The sequence below is a fragment of the Bartonella sp. MM73XJBT genome (genome assembly GCF_028618465.1).
In the GTDB taxonomy this organism is placed as follows: Bacteria; Pseudomonadota; Alphaproteobacteria; order Rhizobiales; family Rhizobiaceae; genus Bartonella.
Genome location: NZ_JAQISY010000011.1, coordinates 23,164 through 43,629, shown reverse-complemented (window position 1 = coordinate 43,629; position 20,466 = coordinate 23,164). Strand labels below are relative to the sequence as shown.

Genomic DNA, 20,466 nt, shown 5'->3' with positions numbered 1-20,466 from the left:
TTATGTGTTTTTATGGTTAGAAATTGTCTTTCTATTATCCTTGCAGCAGGTGAAGGGACGCGGATGAAATCGTCTCTTCCTAAAGTATTGCATAAAATTGCTGGATTGCCTCTTATATGCCATGTCATCAAACAAATAGAAGCGGCAGGGACTTCGCAATTAGCTGTCGTTGTAGGATTTGGTGCTAAAGATGTCACGGAAATTGTTCAGTCCTTTGCAAAAAATGCAATGATTTTTGAACAAGAAGAGCGTTTGGGAACTGCTCATGCTGCTCTTTCTGCTCGTGCAGCTTTGCAGAAAGGGGTTGATGATGTGCTTATTGTTTTTGCTGATACCCCTTTGATTGAGCAAAATTCATTGCAACAAATTCGTGCACAACTTGCTGGTGGAGCAGATGTGGTTGTGGCTGGTTTTCATGCTCTAGAGCCAACAGGATATGGGCGTCTTGTTGAGAAAAATGGTAAACTTATCGCGATCGTAGAAGAAAAAGATGCCAGCGATAAAGAAAAAAAGCTCTCTTTTTGTAATGGTGGAATCTTTGCTCTTCAGGGAAAGCATGCTCTTTCTCTTTTAGGCAAGGTTGGTAATAACAATGCGAAGCAAGAATATTATCTCACGGATATTGTTTCTATTGCCGCGCGTGAAGGATTAGATATTCGTATCGTTGAAGTGCCTTTTGAAAATATTTTAGGGATTAATAACTGTTTTGAACTTTCTGAAGCTGATGCTTTGTGGCAAAAGCGTAAAGCACGTGATCTCATGTTGTCTGGTGTGACAATTCTTAAACCAGAGACCGTTTATTTTTCTTATGATACAGAGATTGAACCTGGCGTTGTCATTGAGCCAAATGTTTATTTTGGGTTAGGGGTGAGAGTACAATCTGGTGCGGTTATTCATGCATTTAGTTATCTAGAGGGAGCGGTGGTTGGTATGAATGCGCAGATTGGGCCCTATGCACGTTTACGTCCTGGAACAGAGTTAGCACGGTCAGTAAAGGTTGGAAATTTTTGTGAAGTCAAAAAAGCTCGGGTAGGAGAATTCTCTAAAATTAATCATTTGAGTTATGTGGGCGATGCAGAAATTGGTACACATAGCAATATTGGAGCTGGTACGATTACTTGTAATTATGATGGCGTTCATAAATATAAAACCACGATTGGTAATCATGCTTTCGTTGGGTCTAATTCAGCACTTGTTGCCCCCTTAATAATAGGGAATGGTTCATACATTGCTTCAGGAAGTGTTATTACTGAAAATGTTCCTATGAATAGTATGGCTTTTGGGCGTGCACGACAAGTGACGAAAAAGGATTATGCAACGAAATTGCGTGCGCGTTTATTAGCAGATAAACAGAAAAAGTGATCATTTTCAGTCTCTTTCGTTGTTTTTGGATGATCTGAAATTTTGTAGGAGGCTTATTTTAGATCTTAAAGTTTGAAATAAAGATAATTTGATTGTTTTATGAGATTATATAAAACTCAGATGTGAGTTGGAGCTTTTTAAAATGTGTGGGATTATCGGAATTCTTGGAAACAGATGTGTTACATCCTCTTTAGTTGATGGTTTAAAACGTCTTGAGTATAGAGGCTATGATTCTTCGGGGGTCGCAACAGTTCATAAGGGGAGGCTTTATCGCATACGCGCTGAAGGTAAGCTTGTTCATTTAGAAGAAAAATTAAAAAAAACACCTTTAGAAGGAAATTTAGGAATTGGCCATACGCGTTGGGCGACCCATGGAGTTGCTGTAGAGCGGAATGCTCATCCTCATGTAACTGAACGGTTGGCGATTGTTCATAATGGTATTATTGAAAATTTTGTAGAATTACAAAGGGAACTTATTGCAGATGGTTATAGCTTTGAAACAGAAACAGATACGGAGGTTATTGCACATTTAATTACGCGTGCATTAAACAGTGGTCTTTCTCCACAAGAAGCCATGCGTACAAGCTGGAAAAGATTGCAAGGTGCTTTTGCACTTGCTGTTATTTTTGAGGGTGAAGACAATCTTATGATTGCTGCTCGTTGTGGACCACCATTGGCAATTGGCTACGGAAAAGATGAATTTTTTGTTGGATCGGATGCCATTGCTTTGGCACCATTCGTCAATCGTATTAGTTATATGGAAGATGGTGATTGGGCTGTTTTGACACGAGAGGGGGTAACAATTTACGATACGGATAACCGATCGGTAAAACGTCCTATGACAACATTGTTTGACGGAAATTTATTGGTTTCTAAGGGTAATCATCGACATTTCATGCATAAGGAAATGTTTGAACAACCTGAAGTGATCTCTCATAATTTAGCGCATTATCTTGACCTTGTAAACCATACGGTTCGCCCACTTGAGAATTCAATTGATTGGAAAAATATTAATCGGATCGTTTTTGCAAGCTGTGGAACGGCTTATTATTCAACTTTAGTTGCGCGTTATTGGTTTGAAAAACTTGCTGCTTTAAGTGTTGATAATGATGTCGCTTCGGAGTTTCGTTATCGTGAACCCCCTCTCACTTGTGATGTATTATCGATATTTGTTTCTCAATCTGGTGAAACAGCTGATACATTGGCTTCTTTGCGTTATTGTCGTGAACGTGGTGTAAAAACCGCGACAATTGTGAATGTTGAGCAATCAACAATGGCAAGAGAGGCTGATTTTATTCTACCAACGCGCGCTGGACCAGAAATTGGTGTTGCTTCAACAAAAGCTTTTACCTGTCAGTTAACAACGCTTGCTGCAATAGCGCTTGGGGCTGCAAAGCAACGGGGATATCTCTCAGAGGAAGTGGAGCATCAGTTTGTTCAACAATTGGCAGAAATTCCGCGTATTTTTAATGAGGTCTTAAAGCTGGAGGATAAGATTGAACATATTTGTCGTGATTTAGCGCATGCAAAAGGTGTCTTGTATCTTGGGCGAGGGACTTCTTATCCTATTGCTTTAGAGGGGGCGCTTAAACTGAAAGAGCTGTCTTATATTCATGCTGAAGGTTATGCTGCGGGTGAATTAAAACATGGACCAATTGCGTTGGTGGATGAGACAATCCCAGTGATTGTTGTTGCACCTTATGATCGGTGGTTTGAAAAGACTGTTTCTAACATGCAAGAAGTGGCAGCCCGAAAGGGGCGTATTATTTTGATTACGGATAAGAGAGGAGCAAAAGCGGTTCATCTTGATACTTTATCAACGATCATTTTGCCTGATATTCCAGAATTTATTACACCTATTGTTTATGCTTTACCTATTCAGTTAATTGCTTATCATACAGCTGTTTTATTAGGAACAGATGTGGATCAACCGCGTAATTTAGCAAAATCAGTCACTGTTGAGTAAAAATGATTTTGTATTTTGAGATTTTGCAGGAATAATTTTAAGAATACAAAAGATTACTTAAGAGTGGTATTTATTTTTTACAGAATAGAGATGAGGCATTGCTTCACGCTTTTGTTTTTCACGTTCTTTAATGGTGGTATGCGCCTCACGTAAAACAGAACCCCAATGTGTTGAGTATTTGCGTACTTATTAAAAAAAGTTTTTCAATGCTTTTCAGCCCATTTTTGTGATAGCGTCCGTGGACGGTATCGTGATAAAGCTGTTGAAGCAACTACTTCCTTTGCGCTTATGAAGGAAAATCGAGTACCGTCATACTCTTTGCTCTTTGCCAGCTCCCAATATAGCGACATTTTTGGCAGCTAAAGCGGTTCATAAAAGATATTTTTAGTACTTTCTTGTGACAATTTTCATTCACACGCCAGTTCCGCTTGTGATGTGTAAGAAGGTGCTTTTGATTGCTTTTATATCAACAGGTTTGAAAGGGAGAAAATGACAGTATTCGGGGCTCTCATTCAATATGGTGAAACCATAAACTATCATTATAAATCGGTATATTATACATTTAATAACGATATTGAATACAGAAATATTTTTTCATTTTGTTTCAGAATACAGAAATATTTTTTGGCATGTCAGAAGAGGGATCAGATGTGTGAATAGGAAAATGTAGAAGGATATGCCTCTTATGAACTGTCTTCATGCGGATGCAGTAGAATCTTGGATGTGGGGAAAGAGAGTTTGGTTTGTGTGATTTCATAATTTTAAGGATAGCGACGAGAGTTTTTCAGTATATTTTATTTGGCGAAGGCAGTGGGCGGACAAACTATCAGCGAGCTTTTGAAGAAAGTTTTTCATTTTTATTGAATTGCTTTTTTATCATTATCCTGCTTGTAAGAGACGTGTAGCATCATCTCGTCCGAAAAGATAAAGCAGCAAACGTAAAGCTTGTCCTCGCTCTGAAGACAGATGAGGATCACGTTGCAGGAATAAACGCGCATCTCTTCTCGCTATTGATAAAAGATCACTATGTACGGAAAGATTTGCTATGTGAAACTCAGGCATACCAGATTGTCGTGTACCTAAAAGTTCCCCTTCTCCTCGCAGGCGCCAGTCTTCTTCAGCGATTTTAAAACCATCTTCGGTACCACGTATAATATTAAGGCGTGTTGCAGCCGTTTTTGTTAAGGGATCTTTGTAGAGCAAAATACAGGAGGATTTTTTTTCTCCCCTTCCGACACGTCCACGCAATTGATGTAGTTGTGAAAGACCAAAATGTTCAGCATGTTCGATGACGATGATTGAAGCATCTGGAATATCTACGCCTACTTCAATGACTGTTGTTGCAACTAAGATATTGATATTTCCGCATTTAAAGGATGTCATGGCTGCTTCTTTTTCATCCGTTGACATTTTGCCGTGGATCATACCAACACGTGTTCCAAATCGCTCTTGGAGAATAGCAAAACGGCTTTCAATAGAAGTAAGCTCTAGAGCGGTTGATTCTTCTACTAAAGGACAAATCCAATAGAGCTTTTCTCCTTTTTTTAGTGCAAGAGTAATTCGTTCTATGAGTTCATCAATACGTTTTAGAGAAAGTGTTGCTGTTGTAATGGGTTGGCGTCCCACTGGTTTTTCTGTGAGCTTTGAAACATCCATATCTCCAAAAGCTGTTAAGACGAGCGTGCGTGGAATTGGGGTAGCAGTCATGACCAGCATATCAGGTTTATGGCCTTTTGCTGTTAAAGCAAGACGTTGATGTACACCAAAACGGTGTTGTTCATCGATGATGCTCAGGGAAAGATTATGATAGGAAACACTCTCTTGTATGAGGGCATGGGTTCCAATGATAAAAGAAGCTTGGCCTGAGTGAATAGTGTTCAAAATATTTGTGCGGACTTTTCCTTTTTCTCGTCCTGTTAAAAGAACTGTTTGTAAACCAATCTTTTCGGCAAGAGGCGCAATTGTTGCAAAATGTTGTCTTGCAAGAACTTCTGTTGGGGACATTAAAGCTGATTGTCCTGAATTCTCAGCAATTTGTGCCATTGCCATCAGTGCTACGACGGTTTTTCCTGCGCCTACATCTCCTTGAAGTAGCCTTAACATTGGTTCTGCTGAAGCAAGATCATTGGAAATGTCATGTATCGCTTTTGTTTGTCCATTTGTCAGTTGAAAGGGAAGGGATTGCAGCAATTTTTTCGTGTAAATCCCTGTTGATGGTCGAGATGTTCCGACAAGAGACTTGGTTTTCAAACGCACGAGTCCAAGAGCCAGTTGACAGGCGAGTAATTCATCATAGGCAAGGCGTTTGCGTGCTGCACTCTCTAGGGCTAAATCATTGGGATCGATAGGTGTATGAATACGGTGTAAAGCAACAGAAAAAGAGCAAAAATTTTGCTGCTTTTTGATGTTTTCTTCTATCCATTCTGGTAAGAGAGGAAGAGAGTCAAGGGCATGTTGTATGATACGCCTTAGTGTTTTTGCCGATAGTCCAGCGGTAGAAGGGTAAACGGGTTCTATCAGGGGTATTTGATTTGATTGTTCGCTTGCTATGATATAATCGGGATGGATCATTGAAAGTTGTCCGTTAAAACGCTCAACTTTGCCTGATATAATGGCTTTTTTTCCTTCTGGTAGTTGTTTTTTTAACCAAAAAGGCTTGGCATGAAAAAAGACTAAACTCATTTTTCCTGTTGGATCATGTGCAATAACCCGATAGGGTAATCGGTTACGACCCATTGGTGGTGGCTGATGCTGATCAATAACAATTTCGAGTGTAACGGTATCTCCTTCTTGTGCAGCAGCGATGTTGGGACGCATTCTGCGATCTATAACGGAATAAGGCATTAATTGAAGAAGATCAATGAGGCTCGGCTCGTGTTGCGTGGGATTAGTGTTTAAGACTTTTGCTAGTAAGCTATAGACTTTAGGTGTAACCCCAGGAAGGGTACGGATAGAATTAAAAAGGGGAGTAATAAGGCTTGAAAGCATAAGCAAATTTACCTTGCTCTTTTTGTTTTTTCTAGTGCTTTAAAAGAGCTTTTTGGGGATAAGTTATCGAAGAGAAAGGTCGTTTATTTACATTTTGAACTTTAAGCAAAAAACTTTATCTTTGAATATATAAAATAAAAAAATGAGAGTTATTATTCATAATATTCTATCCGATTTTTTCCTTTTTATTTTTGTCTGTTTATTTGCTGTGAATAGAGATATTTTCTTGATGAAAGTCTTTTATAAATAGCAATAAAATTGCAATATCTTGCTCGTATACAGAGGGATGAACTTATAAATTTAAAGATGAGTAAGTTGGAGTATTCTCTATTATAAAGCAGATAAGGGTGCAATTTGATATTTATTTTTGAGTAGGAAACTGTGAGAGTGATAAAAGATAAAAGTAAAATACGAGATAAAAAAAAATCTCTTCCTCGCTTTATTCATTTGAGAGTGCACTCTGCTTATTCACTTCTTGAAGGGGCTTTGAAAATCCCACAAATTATTCAACATGCCATTTCAGATTATGCTCCAGCGGTTGCTATTACCGATACAAATAATTTATTTGGTGCTTTGGAATTTTCGCAATATTGTTTTTCTCACGGGATACAACCTATTATTGGCTGTCAGCTTGCCGTTGATTTTGCTGATGAAGATGATAATGTGTGTTTTTCTCAAGGGCGTCATCCTGCTCATTTCTGCTCTGTTGTTTTGTTAGCGGCTAGCGAGATCGGTTATGCTCATTTAGTTCGTCTTGTTAGTCGTGCTTATCTTGATAAGTGCGATAGTGATTCTCCTCATATTAAAATTGATTGGTTGTTGTCGCATAGTGAAGGAATCATTGCTTTAACGGGAGGCAAGGGAGGACCTATTAATTTCTCTTTGGCAGAAGGGAAGAAAGAACGTGCTGCTGAACGCTTAATTTCTTTAAAAAAAATTTTTGATGATCGTCTTTATGTAGAATTACAGCGGCATGGCTCTTTTGATCAACAATTAGAAGCTGCATTGATTGAGTTGGCGTATCAATATGAAATTCCTCTTGTTGCAACCAACGAAGCTTTTTTTATGAATAAAGAAGGTTATGAAGCCCATGATGCACTGATGGCCGTTGCAGAAGGACAAATTGTCTCTAATCCAGAGCGTAAACGTGTGACACCAGATCATTATTTGAAATCACAAGATGAAATGGTGGCACTGTTTTCTGATCTTCCAGAAGCTCTGGAGAACAGTGTTGAAATTGCCTTGCGTTGCCATATTGCTACGCCAGTCCGAAAACCTATTTTGCCTCGTTTTATAGAAAAGTCTGTTGATACAAACTGTACTTTAGAAGTAGAAGATAGTGAATTGTTAAATCAAGCTAAAGCTGGTTTAAAAATGCGCCTTGAGACAATTGGATTGGCTGAAGGATATACTGTTACAGATTATGAGCAGCGGCTTGATTATGAAGTGTCTATTATTACACGTATGCAATTTTCAGGCTACTTTCTTATCGTTTCAGATTTTATAAAATGGGCAAAAGCGCATGATGTTCCTGTTGGTCCAGGGCGTGGTTCTGGTGCTGGTTCACTGGTTGCTTATGCGTTGACTATTACTGATGTTGATCCATTGCGTTTTTCTCTTCTCTTTGAACGCTTTCTTAATCCTGATCGTGTGTCTATGCCCGATTTTGATATCGATTTTTGTCAAGAGCGGCGTGAAGAGGTGATTCAGTATGTTCAAAAAAAATATGGTCGTGATCAAGTTGCGCAAATTATTACCTTTGGTAAATTGCAAGCACGTGCGGTGTTGCGTGATATTGGGCGTGTTTTAGAAGTACCTTATCGTCAGGTAGATTATCTTACAAAACTTGTTCCTGCTACGCCTGGGAGTCAGGTTGAATTGGCTGATGCTATCAAGGATGAACCTAAATTTGAGGAAGAAAAGAAAAAAGATCCCCTCATAGGACGTGCATTAGATATCGCGCTTCAGCTGGAGGGGCTTTATCGTCATGCATCAACCCATGCAGCAGGGATTGTTATCGGTGATCGTCCACTTTTAGAACTTGTTCCAATGTATCGTGATCCTCGTTCTGATATGCCCGTGACACAATTTAACATGAAATATGTTGAACAGGCAGGGCTCGTCAAATTTGATTTCCTTGGATTAAAAACCCTTACTGTTTTGAAAATGGCGGTAGATTTTGTTGCACGAAAGGCTATCAAAATAGATTTGTCGAATATCCCTCTCAATGATGAAGCGACCTATGCTATGATGGCACGTGGTGAAACGGTTGGTGTGTTTCAAGTGGAAAGTGCTGGTATGCGTAAAGCACTGATTGGGATGAGGCCTGATCGTATTGAAGATATTATTGCTCTTGTTGCGCTGTATCGTCCTGGTCCAATGGAGAATATTCCAACCTATAATGCACGCAAACACGGGGAAGAGGAAATTGCTTCCATTCATCCTAAAATAGATCATCTCATTAAAGAAACACAAGGTGTTATTGTCTATCAGGAGCAAGTGATGCAGATTGCTCAGGTGCTTGCTGGTTATTCGCTTGGGGAAGCGGATTTATTACGTCGTGCTATGGGTAAAAAAATTCATAAAGAAATGCAACAACAGCGGACGCGCTTTGTGAATGGAGCTATCGCTGGTGGTGTTGATAAAGATCAAGCTGATATTATTTTTGATCTTTTAGCAAAATTTGCTGATTACGGTTTTAATAAGTCGCATGCCGCTGCTTATGCAATCGTTTCTTATCAGACAGCTTATATGAAAGCGCATCACCCCGTTGAGTTTTTAGCTGCTTCAATGACATATGATATGACAAATACGGATAAGTTAAATGATTTTCGTCGTGAAGCATTAAGGTTGGGTATTAAAGTTATTGCACCTTGTGTGCAAACGTCACATCGTGTTTTTGAAGTTGGTGATAACTGTATCTATTATTCTCTTGCTGCCATTAAAGGTGTAGGCGAAGCAGTTGTTGATCATATTGTTGCTTGTCGGGGAAATAAACCTTTTAAGGATTTGGAAGATTTTTGCGAGCGTATTGATCCGCGTATTGTTAATAAGCGTGCGATGGAAAGTTTAATTTGTGCTGGCGCTTTTGATTGCTTTCATATTGCACGGGAGGTTTTATTGGCAAGTCTTGGAACGCTTCATGCACGTGCGCTTCGTATTCTCGAAAACAATTCTAGTGGACAGATTGATATATTTGGCATTTCGGGTGGATTAAAAGAGCCGTTAATTTTATCGCAAACCTCTCCTTGGTTACCAGATGAAAAACTTCATCGAGAATTTCAAGCAATAGGTTTTTACTTTTCTGCGCATCCTCTAGATGAGTATCAGGCTATTCTTGCTAACAAACGCGTTCAAACTTGGCTTCATTTTGCCAATGCCGTAAAAGGGGGAGCAACTGCTGCTAGACTTGCTGGAACTGTCGTAGCAAAACAAGTGCGTAAAACAAAGTCTGGTAAAAAAATGGGAATTATTCATTTTTCTGATACGAGTGGACAGTATGAAACAGTTCTCTTTTCTGACGCACTTGCGGATTATGAAGAAATACTAGAGCCTGGGAAATCTTTTATCATCACAGTGAGTGCGGAAAATCGCTCTGAAGGTGTTAGTTTGCGTCTTGAGACGGTCCAATCTTTAGAAAAGGAAGCGTTGCAGAATCATAAAATGATGCGTCTCTTTATAAAGAGCGTTGATATGCTTGCGCAAATTGAGCAAAATTTAAATCATCATGGGAATGGAGAAGTTGGACTCGTCCTTATTCAGGAGGATGGATTACGGGAGGTCGAAATTGCGCTCCCAAAACGATACAAGGTTAATTCACATATAGCAAGTGCTATGAAATCAATTCAGGGGATTATCGCTGTGGAGTTGACTTAAATCAAGAGTTGTAAGATGAGGACTTATTGTACATTATGTTTGACGTGATTGGTGGTGGGGAATTTTACTTTAAACCAGATTGGAAACTTTGAAAATTCTTGTTTTTATTTTTGATAAATGATGTTGGGTCCCTAGCATCATAAAGTGAATAAAATATTTCTTGTATCTCTCAAGTTATTAAAGGTATTTTATAAGTTCTTATCATATATTTTTATGGCATTCATCGCATCATACATATAAAGCCAATTAAGCTGAGAGATGATATTCTCTGGTGTACGAATTTTCATAATAAAATTACGTGCAATTGCCATAGGACCCGTTGCGTGATAAACTATTTTATTGAAATCTCCACGTTTTTTTACTGCTCTTATGCGGGGTGTTCGTATTTTTTCATAAAGCGAAAGAGCTTTTTTTAATGACAGATTTTTAAGAGAGAGCGTTTCTGCTAATGTGGCGGCATCTTCTATTGCCATAGCAGCACCTTGTGCGGCAAAGGGAAGAGCTGCATGTGCACTATCACCAACAAAAACTTGTCGCTCTAAGCCTAGAAAACGGTGTTTTTTCATATGAAAGAGGGGCCAATAGGTCCATTCATCAATATGGTCAAAGATTTGCAAAATTTGTCCATGCCAATTTTGAAAAAGAAATTTCAAATGTTCTTTATTTCCTTTATGCGCCCATCCTTCTTTGGGATTGTTTCCATTTGTAATGGCTACAAAATTAAACAGTTTTGCTGATGGTTGAATGGGATAGACAACAAGATGATTTTGAGGTCCCATCCAAGCCATGATTGCTTTCATATTTTGCAATAAAGAGCGAAAGTCTTTAGGAAGATTTTCAAATTCTGTTGTTGCACGCCAAGCAATAAAGCCACTGAAATCTGCTGTTTCATGAAAAGGAGCCAATTTTCGTAATGTGGACCAAACTCCATCGCATCCGATAAGGAGCGATGTTGAATAAAACTGGTATGCTCCTGTCTTATTTGATGTATCTGTTTTGATTGTTTTTATGTTTATGCTGCTTATCGTTTGGGTCGTCGATAGAAAAGATTCGCCTGTTTTGTATTTAATAAAAGGATTTTCCATAACAGCGCTGTGTAAAACTTTTTGTAAGTCGGCACGATGAATCGTAATATAAGGGAATTTCCAGTATTTCTCTGATAAATTGATCAGATCAACACGCAATCGCGTTTTTAAAGAGACTCCATCTCTTAGCTCAAGAAAGCGTGGTATTGTACCCATTTCTATGAGCTTATTAAGAATTCCCCAATGAGAAAGTATACAGGTTGCATTTGGAGTAAGCTGAATACCAGCTCCCACAGCATCACGCTGTTGACACTTTTCAATAACTATCGTTTCTATTCCTTTATGGGCGAGTGCTAAAGCAGTGCTTAAACCTGCAATTCCACCTCCAACGATGATTGGCGATTGGTCCATAAGCCTCGTCATATTGAAAAAGCAGAAAATGCATTATAATGAATTGCTTGGATAATATAAACATCCTGGTGGATTTGTTTGATTGTATGATAGCGAAGAAATATAACGATAAAGGGTTGAACAATAAGGGCAAATTTTCTCATCAGCCGCTCCCATGTCAATAAAAATATGAGGGTGATCAAAGGGTTGTGTCGCCCCCACACACATAAATTCTTTTACACCAATTTCGATTGTTTTATATCCAAGATCATTTTGGAAATGGGGAATGTTGTGATCAGCCATGGTGTCAAGCTCCGGATAAATTGTCTCATCAGGTATGATTGGGATTTTTTATTTCATGCATGAGTTTGTAATAAAGCTTATGATAATGCAAGGTGCTTTTTAAGATAAACTCACTATCTTGTATGTTCATGAGCTTATCACTCTGTTTTTTAGCATTTTACGTACAGGAAGAGTATCAAATGTTTGAAATATTCAATGGAAATCACATGAGAAAAATAGATCGTTAAACAGTAATATATTATAAATTCTTCAGTAATATATTCAATTATGAAAATTTTAGAAAGTATAAAGGAAATTTAGCTAAAGTATATGGGACAGAGGGTGGAAGACCAGATTTCTTTATCGGATATAACAATGAAAAATCCGATGCGGTTTATTAATAGAGAATTTTCATGGTTACAATTTAATACGCGTGTATTGATGGAGGCCACTAATACAAGGCATCCTTTATTAGAACGGCTACAATTTCTTTCCATTTCCGCAGCAAATCTTAATGAGTTTTTTATGGTTCGTGTTGCTGGTCTTGCTGCTCAAATTCGTGCTGGCGTGACAGTGTGCAGTGCAGATGGGCGCACACCGCAGGAACAGCTTGATCTTGTGTTAGCTGAGATTTCACATTTGCAGGCTCAGCAATTACGAGAATTACGTGTTTTACGTCATGAATTAAAACAGAATGATATCGAAATTATTTGTCCTGAGGAACTTTCAGGAATTGAAAAATCATGGCTTGAAAAATATTTTCTTGACACAATTTTTCCTGTTCTTGAACCTTTGTTTGTTGATTCTGTTCACTCTTTTCCGTTTATTCCTAATTTAGGGCTTTCTCTTGCTTTGCAATTGTCTGGGGGTGCTGCTCAACAGGCAATTATAGCGTTGTTACCACTGCCAATGGCTTTAAGGCGTTTTATTCTTCTCCCTCAAAAAGACAGTCATTTTCGTTTTATTGCCTGTGAAGATGTTCTTCGTCTTTTCATAAATTATGTATTTCTTGATCATAAAGTGGACGGAATTGGTATATTTAAAGTGATTCGCGATAGTGATATTGAAGTAGAAGAAAAGGCTGAAGATCTTGTTCATTTTTTTGAAACTGCTCTTAAAAGGCGCCGTCGTGGGCAGGTTATTCGAATTGAATTTGATACGAAAACACCAAAGAATTTACGCCAGTTTATAAGCAGTGCTCTTGCTGTTCCTGATAATTGGATCAGTGTTCTTGATGGATTTTTGGCTCTTAATATGGTTTCAGAGATTGTTTCTATTCCACGTAATGACCTAAAATTTATTCCTTATCATCCTCGTTTCCCTGAATGTATTCGTAAGCATAAGGGTGATTGCTTTGCAGCTATTCGTGAAAGTGATATCGTACTTCATCATCCTTATGAATCCTTTGATGTTGTTGTACAATTTTTACATCAAGCCGCTTACGATTCTGATGTTGTGGAAATCAAACAGACTCTTTATCGTACATCGAATGATAGCCCAATTGTCAGTGCTTTAATTAAGGCTGCTGAACAGGGGAAATCAGTGACTGCTTTGGTAGAACTTAAAGCACGTTTTGATGAGGAAGCAAATATTCGTTGGGCGCGTGATCTTGAGCGCGCAGGTGTACAAGTTATTTTTGGTTTTATTGCCTTGAAAACACATGCTAAAATGTCACTGATAACGAGGCGTGAAGATAAACGTCTTTGCTCTTACGTTCATCTTGGCACGGGAAATTATCATCCTATTAATGCTAAAGTTTATACCGATCTTTCTTTTTTTACCAAAGATGATGATACTGCACGTGATGTTGCGTTATTGTTTCATTATATTGCTCAGTATGAGCGCCCAAATGAGGTTATGAAGATTGCTTTTTCACCCTTAACATTGCGCAATCGTATTTTGGAGCATATTGAAGGGGAAATTACTCATGCGCGGCAGGGGCGGTTTGCTGCTATTTGGATGAAAGTCAATGCATTGGTTGACCCGGAAATTATCGATGCTTTATATCGTGCTAGTCAAGCGGGTGTACAGATCGATTTGGTGGTGCGTGGTATATGTTGTTTGCGTCCTAGTATTCCAGGAATTTCAGATAATATTCGTGCAAAGTCAATTGTAGGGCGCTTTCTTGAACATAGTCGTATTTTTTGTTTTGGTAATGGTGAAGATTTACCCAATGAGAACGCACTTGTTTATTTAGGATCTGCTGATATGATGCCTCGTAATCTGGATTATCGTATTGAAATATTGGTTCCAGTTTTCAATAAAACGGTTCGTAAGCAAATTCTTTTACAAATTATGTTAGCTAATATTATTGATAATCAACAAAGTTTTGATATACTCTATAATGGAAAATCAAGGCGTATAATACCGCAAAGAGGTGAAAGTCCGTTTAATGCACAGGAGTATTTTATGGCCAATGCAGGTTCTGCGGGCTGGAAAAGTTCTTTTGAGTCTTCTGCTTCATCTTTGATGGCGTTGCATCGGCAACAAGCCGAAATACATAAAGACTGAAATCCAATGACATATATAAATGCTCAGGGACGGTTAAAAGGATGTAAACCTGTTGCTGTTATCGATATTGGCTCAAATTCTGTTCGACTCGTTATTTATGAGGGTCTTGTTCGTTCGCCAACGGTTTTATTTAATGAAAAAGTTCTCTGTGGTCTTGGGCAAGGTGTTGCAAAAACTGGATTTTTAGAAGAAAATTCCATAAAAATGGCGTTGCAAACACTGAAACGTTTTCGTGCGCTTTGTCAACAGATTGGAGCAGATGAGGTCTATACACTCGCAACAGCAGCAGCGCGAGAAGCAAAAAACGGATCAGTCTTTATTCAAAATGCTGAAGATATCTTGCAAAATAAAATATATCTTCTTTCAGGAAGTGAAGAAGCTGTTTATTCAGCATATGGGGTGATTTCTACTTTTTACAAACCTAAGGGTATTTCTGGAGATCTTGGTGGTGGAAGTTTGGAGCTTATTGATATTGATGACTCTGAGGTAGGAGAGGGCGTAACACTGCCCTTAGGTGGTTTACGCCTACAGTATATGTCTAATAATGATATTGCTGTTGCTGCAAAAATTGCCCATGAGCAGTTTGGTAAATCTGCTGTCGTTTGTAAAGGCAGGGCACGTTGTTTTTATGCTGTTGGAGGGACTTGGCGTAATTTGGCAAAGCTCCATATGGCAACCAAACATTATCGGTTGCCTGTTATGCATGGCTATGAAGTTGATGCAGCTGAAATGGAAGATTTTCTACGTTTTGTTGTGCGTGGCAGCATTGATAATATGCAAGGAATTACAGCTGTTTCAAAAAATCGTCGTCAGCTTTTATCTTATGGGGCGATCATTCTTGTTGAACTTATTCAATGTATGGGGGTAAAAAAAATAGTTTTTTCTGGAGCTGGTGTTCGTGAAGGCTTTCTTTATTCACGATTGCCACAAAAAATTCGTGCTTCAGATCCGCTCATTGCAGCATGCACGGAAATGGCTATTTTACGGGCTCGTTCACCAAAGCAGGCAGAAGAACTCATTGATTTTACGACAAGCGCTTTTAAAGCTTTTGGGATTCTCGAGACTGAAAATGAATGCCGTTATCGCAAGGCTGCGTGTCTTCTTGCGGATATTGGTTGGCGTATCCATCCAGATTATAGGGGTAATGAGGCGGCCAATCGAATAGCACTAGGATCATATCCGGGGATTTCTCATGAGGGGCGTGCTTATGCTGCGCTCGCTGTTTTTTTTCGCAATACAGGTTCATTAATTGATGAGGAATCCCTTCCTATTTTTCAACTTGCAACTAAAAATCTCGTTGATAAAGCAAGAATTCTTGGTGAAATTATGCGGATTGCTTATCTTTTTAGTGCGTCTACTGCAGGAATTTTACCTCATTTATCGTGGCAAAAAAAGACAGATCACGTTGTTTTATATATTCCCAGGCGTTATGCTGATTTATTAGGAGAACGTCCTTTCAATCATTTAAAGAAGTTATCAAAAATAATAAACCAGCCTCTTTGTTTTGAAACATTCTGATTCTTTTCTATTATTTGTAGAAATTCATTGCTCTATTATTACTTATGAGGGGGCTATGCAAATTTATTTTTTGTTGTTGTGTCACGGTTGCTATAGGATATTCATAATATGAGGATATGAGATATTATGCTTCCACATTTTTTTGCGCTAAACTCATATTTCCGCAAACGAATCCGCTATTATTAGAGGAAAGTTTTTCCGTTATTCGATTAGGGGGCTTGTTTTTTCATCGTCATTTTGAGCAAGCATTGATCAAATTTAAGTTTTTAAATTATAAGTTTTTTTACCGTATTTGTATTGGTCATAAAGCACATTCTAAATTGACGCGGGAATATGGATAATGAGGCAGATTTTTCCGGAATAAAAGTACTTAAAATTTATTTAGAGCTTTTATTTTTTCAAATACAATTTGCTTAGCGGAGTGAGATTACACAATTCCTCTTTTTTGATTCTCACTTCATGTATTATACTCAAAATAAATATACTCTTTTCAAAAATTTTATTGCACCCATTTTAGAATGCAAATGGTGAAAAATCTTTTGTAAATTAGAGTTGTTTGATGTTTATTTTTCCACTGTCAAAATAAAATCCTATCTGGCCTTTTAGCATTTGTTCGGCTTTTTTACCAAATATTTCATAGCGCCAACCATTCATAGCGGGAATATTTTTCTTGATACATCCATTAGCGATTTTTTCTAAATCATTGGTAGTGGCAATAACTTTGGGTGCAATGTCATTTTCGTTGGCAACGTGCTTTAATAACACTTTAAGAAGGTCGATAACGGCAGTTGATGTCTCATTGAGTGGATTATATTTAGGAAGGGGAGGTAAAGTCGCAAGATCAACTTCTAAGCCTTCATTTACAGCTTGTATGAGTGTTTGTGCGATTGAAAATTTATCCCAGTTTTTGTTCAGACTGCGCAAGCGTTTCAGGGCAGTTTCATCTGTTGGCTGTTGAATTGCTATTTCAATTAAGCACTCATCTTTCATGATATGACGGCGTGGAATATTATATTTGCGTGCTTTACGTTCACGCCAAGCAGCTATTTTTTGTAATACGGCAAGTTCACGTGTTTTTTTGATTTTGCCTTTTACTTTTTTCCATGCCTCATCTTCTGGCATATCATAGGTTTTAGGTGCTAAAAGGATTGCTATTTCATCATCCATCCAGTGGGTGCGTTTGTTTTTTTCTAGCTGTTTTTTTAATAAGAGATAAACATCTCTAAGATAGGTGACATCGGCAAGTGCATAGAGCAGCTGTTTTTCCGAAAGAGGGCGGTAGCTCCAGTCTGTAAAACGAGATGATTTATCAATGTGATGCCCAGTGCAACGTTGTACAATCTGGTCATAGGAGATAGAATCACCAAAACCACAAATTGATCCTGCTATTTGTGTATCAAAGAGAGGGGAGGGAATGATGCCTCCAAGATGATAAATGGTCTCAATGTCTTGACGTGCTGCATGAAACACTTTAACAATTTTTTTATCCTTCATGAGATCAAAAAATGGTTGTAAATCAATATCTTGTGACATTGGATCAATGAGAGCTGTTGTGTCTGGTGAGGCAAGCTGAATGAGACACAGTTGGGGCCAAAAAGTTGTTTCACGAATAAATTCAGTGTCGACTGTTACAAAATCTGAGGTACGCAGAATAGAAAGTGCAATTTCAAGATCTTTGGTTTGTGTAATAAGATTCATCATCACTCTATTATAACGAGAGAAATTAAATTTGTCTTTTCTTGACTTTTTTTTTGAGTCTTTATCCTCATATCTTGACAAATGGTTATGAAAAGGACTTTGTAGCCCATGTGAAAATTATATCAAAGGCAAAAAACTATGCACCGTTATCGCAGTCATAATTGCGCTGCTCTTCGTAAATGTGATGTAGGGACAAAGGTTCGTCTTTCGGGATGGGTTCATCGTGTTCGTGATCATGGCGGAATCCTTTTTGTAGATTTACGTGATCATTTTGGAATCACGCAGATTGTTGCTGATCCTGCTTCGCCAGCTTTTAAAATTATTGAGAGCGTACGTTCTGAATGGGTCATTCGTGTAGATGGGGAAGTATGTGCACGTGCTGATGAGGTTGTTAATACATCTCTTCCAACAGGCGAAATTGAAATTTTTGCCAAAGAGGTTGAAATTCTTTCAAAGTCTGATGAGCTTCCTTTACCTGTTTTTGGCGAACCTGATTATCCAGAAGATATCCGCTTGAAGTATCGTTTTCTTGATTTACGTCGTGAAACTATGCACAAAAATATTATGCGTCGCACTGAAATTATTGCTGCTATTAGACGCTCTATGCAAGAGACTGGTTTTACAGAATTTACAACACCGCTTTTGACGGCTTCATCACCGGAAGGAGCACGTGATTTTTTGGTGCCAAGTCGTATTCATCAGGGAAAGTTTTATGCATTGCCACAAGCTCCTCAACAATACAAACAATTGTTGATGATGTCGGGTTTTGATCGTTATTTTCAAATTGCTCCCTGTTTTAGAGATGAAGATCCCCGTGCTGATCGTCTTCCTGGAGAATTTTATCAATTAGATCTTGAAATGAGTTTTGTTGAACAAGAGGATATTTTTGTAACAATGGAACCTATTATGCGCTCTCTTTTTGAAGAGTTTGCAGATGGAAAGTCTGTAACACAAAACTTTCCTCGTATTTCTTATGATGAAGCAATGCGAAAATATGGTTCGGATAAGCCTGATTTACGTAATCCGATTATTATGGAGGATGTCTCACAGCATTTTTATGATTCTGGCTTTAAAGTTTTTGCGCATATTTTAGCAAATGATAAAAATGCACGAGTGTGGGCTATTCCAGCTAAAACGGGTGGAAGTCGTGCTTTTTGTGATCGTATGAATGGCTGGGCACAAGGTGAGGGACAGCCTGGGCTTGGTTATATTTTCTGGCGTGAAGAGCAAGGAAAGTTTGAAGGGGCTGGTCCTATTGCCAAAAATATTGGCGAGCAAAGAACTGAAGCACTTCGTATGCAGCTTGGACTTGAAAGTGGTGATGCCTGTTTTTTTGTGGCAGGAGATCCCAAGAAATTTGCATCTTTTGCCGGTGCAGCACGCACAAGAGTAGGGGAAGAATTAGATCTTGTTGATCTAGATTCTTTCTCTTTAGCATGGATTGTTGATTTTCCATTTTTTGAATGGAATGAAGATGAGAAAAAGCTTGATTTTGCACATAATCCTTTTTCTATGCCGCAAGGAGGAGAGAATGCTCTTGACTGTCAAGATCCTCTCACGCTTAAAGCATTTCAGTATGATCTTGTTTGTAATGGTTATGAGATTGCATCGGGTGGAATTCGTAATCATTCACCAGAAATGATGCTTAAAGTTTTTAATCTTGTTGGTCTTTCCAAAGAGGTGGTAGAAGATCGTTTTGGTGCTCTTTATCGTGCATTTCATTATGGAGCTCCACCACATGGTGGTATGGCGGCTGGTATTGATCGTATTATTATGCTTTTACAAGGCGTTAAAAATTTACGTGAGGTTGCTTTATTTCCTATGAATCAACAAGCGTTTGATCTTTTGATGGGGGCGCCGTCTGATGTTTCTTCTGCACAATTACGTGATTTAGGGATACGAATGGCTCCTGTTAACAAAAATAGTTAATGAATTGGTTTTGGGTTTTTAGCAGTTTTCTCTCTACAGTGAAGTTTTAAGATTTTTAGTTCATGTGTATATGTTGTTTATAAAGCTTAGGTTTATACTGCATTTGCATTTTTTTACATTGTAGAAAAGGGCAGTTATTTTAGTGTTTAATAAGCATAATGCGATGCTATTAAGCATCGCATTATGCTTAAAATTCCGTACAGTCCGTAATAGAAACGAGATATTATTTTTGTCCGATTGTTTTCCAAAACAGTATTATTTGAGATCACGATATAAGGTAGCTAATGCTTTATACATTGAGTTTCTTTGTTAGCAATAGAGATAAATATTCAAGGTGGGGTTTGCTCTTAGAGTCTATGAAGAGAATTGCATGGAGGACAGCCAAGGGAAATTTGCTAAAAAAGCAGAATTGTTGACCAAAACGGTGTGCATAGTAATCTTTGTTTTTAGAGCAGTAAGAGGTCAAGCATATTCAATAGCTATAATGTTTTAGAGCTTAGTAACAAGCCGGTACTATCGCTGTTTCCTAGAGATTTCCAATATTGCGACAGCTCTTGTCCCTGAGAGGGTTTATAAGAGGCATTTTTTTACAATTTTTATCCACATGCTCATCCCACGTGTCATTTGCAAAAGGATGTTTTTATTGATTCATCTTGAATAGATTTTAAATGAGAAAATCTTACTATATTTTGATTTTCTTATTTTGTTATCAAAACAGTGAATTATCATTATAAATTAATGCGTTGTAGGTATTGTTAGACTTTCAGAAAAAATTAGGCTGAATGTATTCAGGATTTCTGTATGGCTTTTTAGACAAAGTTTAGAGTATGCATATAACTTTTTCAATTTGATATAATTTTCTGTTCATGTTTTAATCGTCCTGTTTATTTTTATATAGTCGATTTTCAATAACAATAGTCG

At 38.1% G+C, this 20,466-nt stretch carries 10 protein-coding genes; 6 read left to right on the top strand and 4 right to left on the bottom strand.

Annotated elements, in window-relative coordinates:
• The first annotated feature begins 12 nt into the window (after positions 1–12).
• Both glmU and glmS read left to right on the top strand, forming a co-directional pair.
• The gene (gene glmU / locus PVV69_RS05320) at positions 13–1,362 is read left to right on the top strand and encodes a bifunctional UDP-N-acetylglucosamine diphosphorylase/glucosamine-1-phosphate N-acetyltransferase GlmU (RefSeq protein WP_273756739.1); all 1,350 of its coding nucleotides are present in this window, start codon (positions 13–15) and stop codon (positions 1,360–1,362) included.
• A gap of 142 nt (positions 1,363–1,504) precedes the next feature.
• Positions 1,505–3,328, top strand: coding sequence for a glutamine--fructose-6-phosphate transaminase (isomerizing) (gene glmS, locus PVV69_RS05315; protein WP_273756738.1), 1,824 nt, complete (start codon positions 1,505–1,507; stop codon positions 3,326–3,328).
• Between the two features lie 879 nt (positions 3,329–4,207).
• On the opposite strand, the gene recG is transcribed toward glmS, so the two are convergent.
• On the bottom strand, positions 4,208–6,316 hold the full coding sequence (gene recG / locus PVV69_RS05310; RefSeq protein WP_273756737.1) for an ATP-dependent DNA helicase RecG: 2,109 nt from the start codon (positions 6,314–6,316) through the stop codon (positions 4,208–4,210).
• 387 nt (positions 6,317–6,703) lie between these two features.
• Between recG and dnaE the strand changes: the two genes are divergently transcribed.
• Positions 6,704–10,192: a DNA polymerase III subunit alpha gene (gene dnaE, locus PVV69_RS05305; RefSeq protein WP_273756736.1), complete on the top strand. Its 3,489-nt coding sequence runs from the start codon at positions 6,704–6,706 to the stop codon at positions 10,190–10,192.
• A gap of 188 nt (positions 10,193–10,380) precedes the next feature.
• Here the strand turns inward: dnaE and PVV69_RS05300 are convergent, their stop codons facing one another.
• Positions 10,381–11,628 carry an FAD-binding protein gene (locus PVV69_RS05300; protein WP_273756735.1) on the bottom strand — a complete coding sequence of 416 codons (1,248 nt, stop codon included), beginning with the start codon at positions 11,626–11,628 and terminating at the stop codon, positions 10,381–10,383.
• A gap of 33 nt (positions 11,629–11,661) precedes the next feature.
• Positions 11,662–11,910, bottom strand: coding sequence for a zinc-finger domain-containing protein (locus PVV69_RS05295; protein ID WP_273756734.1), 249 nt, complete (start codon positions 11,908–11,910; stop codon positions 11,662–11,664).
• 309 nt (positions 11,911–12,219) lie between these two features.
• Between PVV69_RS05295 and PVV69_RS05290 the strand changes: the two genes are divergently transcribed.
• Both PVV69_RS05290 and ppx read left to right on the top strand, forming a co-directional pair.
• Positions 12,220–14,400: an RNA degradosome polyphosphate kinase gene (locus PVV69_RS05290; protein WP_273756732.1), complete on the top strand. Its 2,181-nt coding sequence runs from the start codon at positions 12,220–12,222 to the stop codon at positions 14,398–14,400.
• A gap of 6 nt (positions 14,401–14,406) precedes the next feature.
• A complete protein-coding gene (gene ppx / locus PVV69_RS05285) occupies positions 14,407–15,918 on the top strand; it encodes an exopolyphosphatase (protein ID WP_273720672.1) in 1,512 nt (503 codons plus the stop codon).
• Between the two features lie 546 nt (positions 15,919–16,464).
• On the opposite strand, the gene rnd is transcribed toward ppx, so the two are convergent.
• Positions 16,465–17,619 carry a ribonuclease D gene (gene rnd / locus PVV69_RS05280; protein ID WP_273720673.1) on the bottom strand — a complete coding sequence of 385 codons (1,155 nt, stop codon included), beginning with the start codon at positions 17,617–17,619 and terminating at the stop codon, positions 16,465–16,467.
• A gap of 135 nt (positions 17,620–17,754) precedes the next feature.
• Between rnd and aspS the strand changes: the two genes are divergently transcribed.
• Positions 17,755–19,545 (top strand): aspartate--tRNA ligase, encoded by a 1,791-nt coding sequence (gene aspS, locus PVV69_RS05275; protein ID WP_273720674.1) that lies wholly within the window; start codon positions 17,755–17,757, stop codon positions 19,543–19,545.
• Positions 19,546–20,466: the final 921 nt, after the last annotated feature.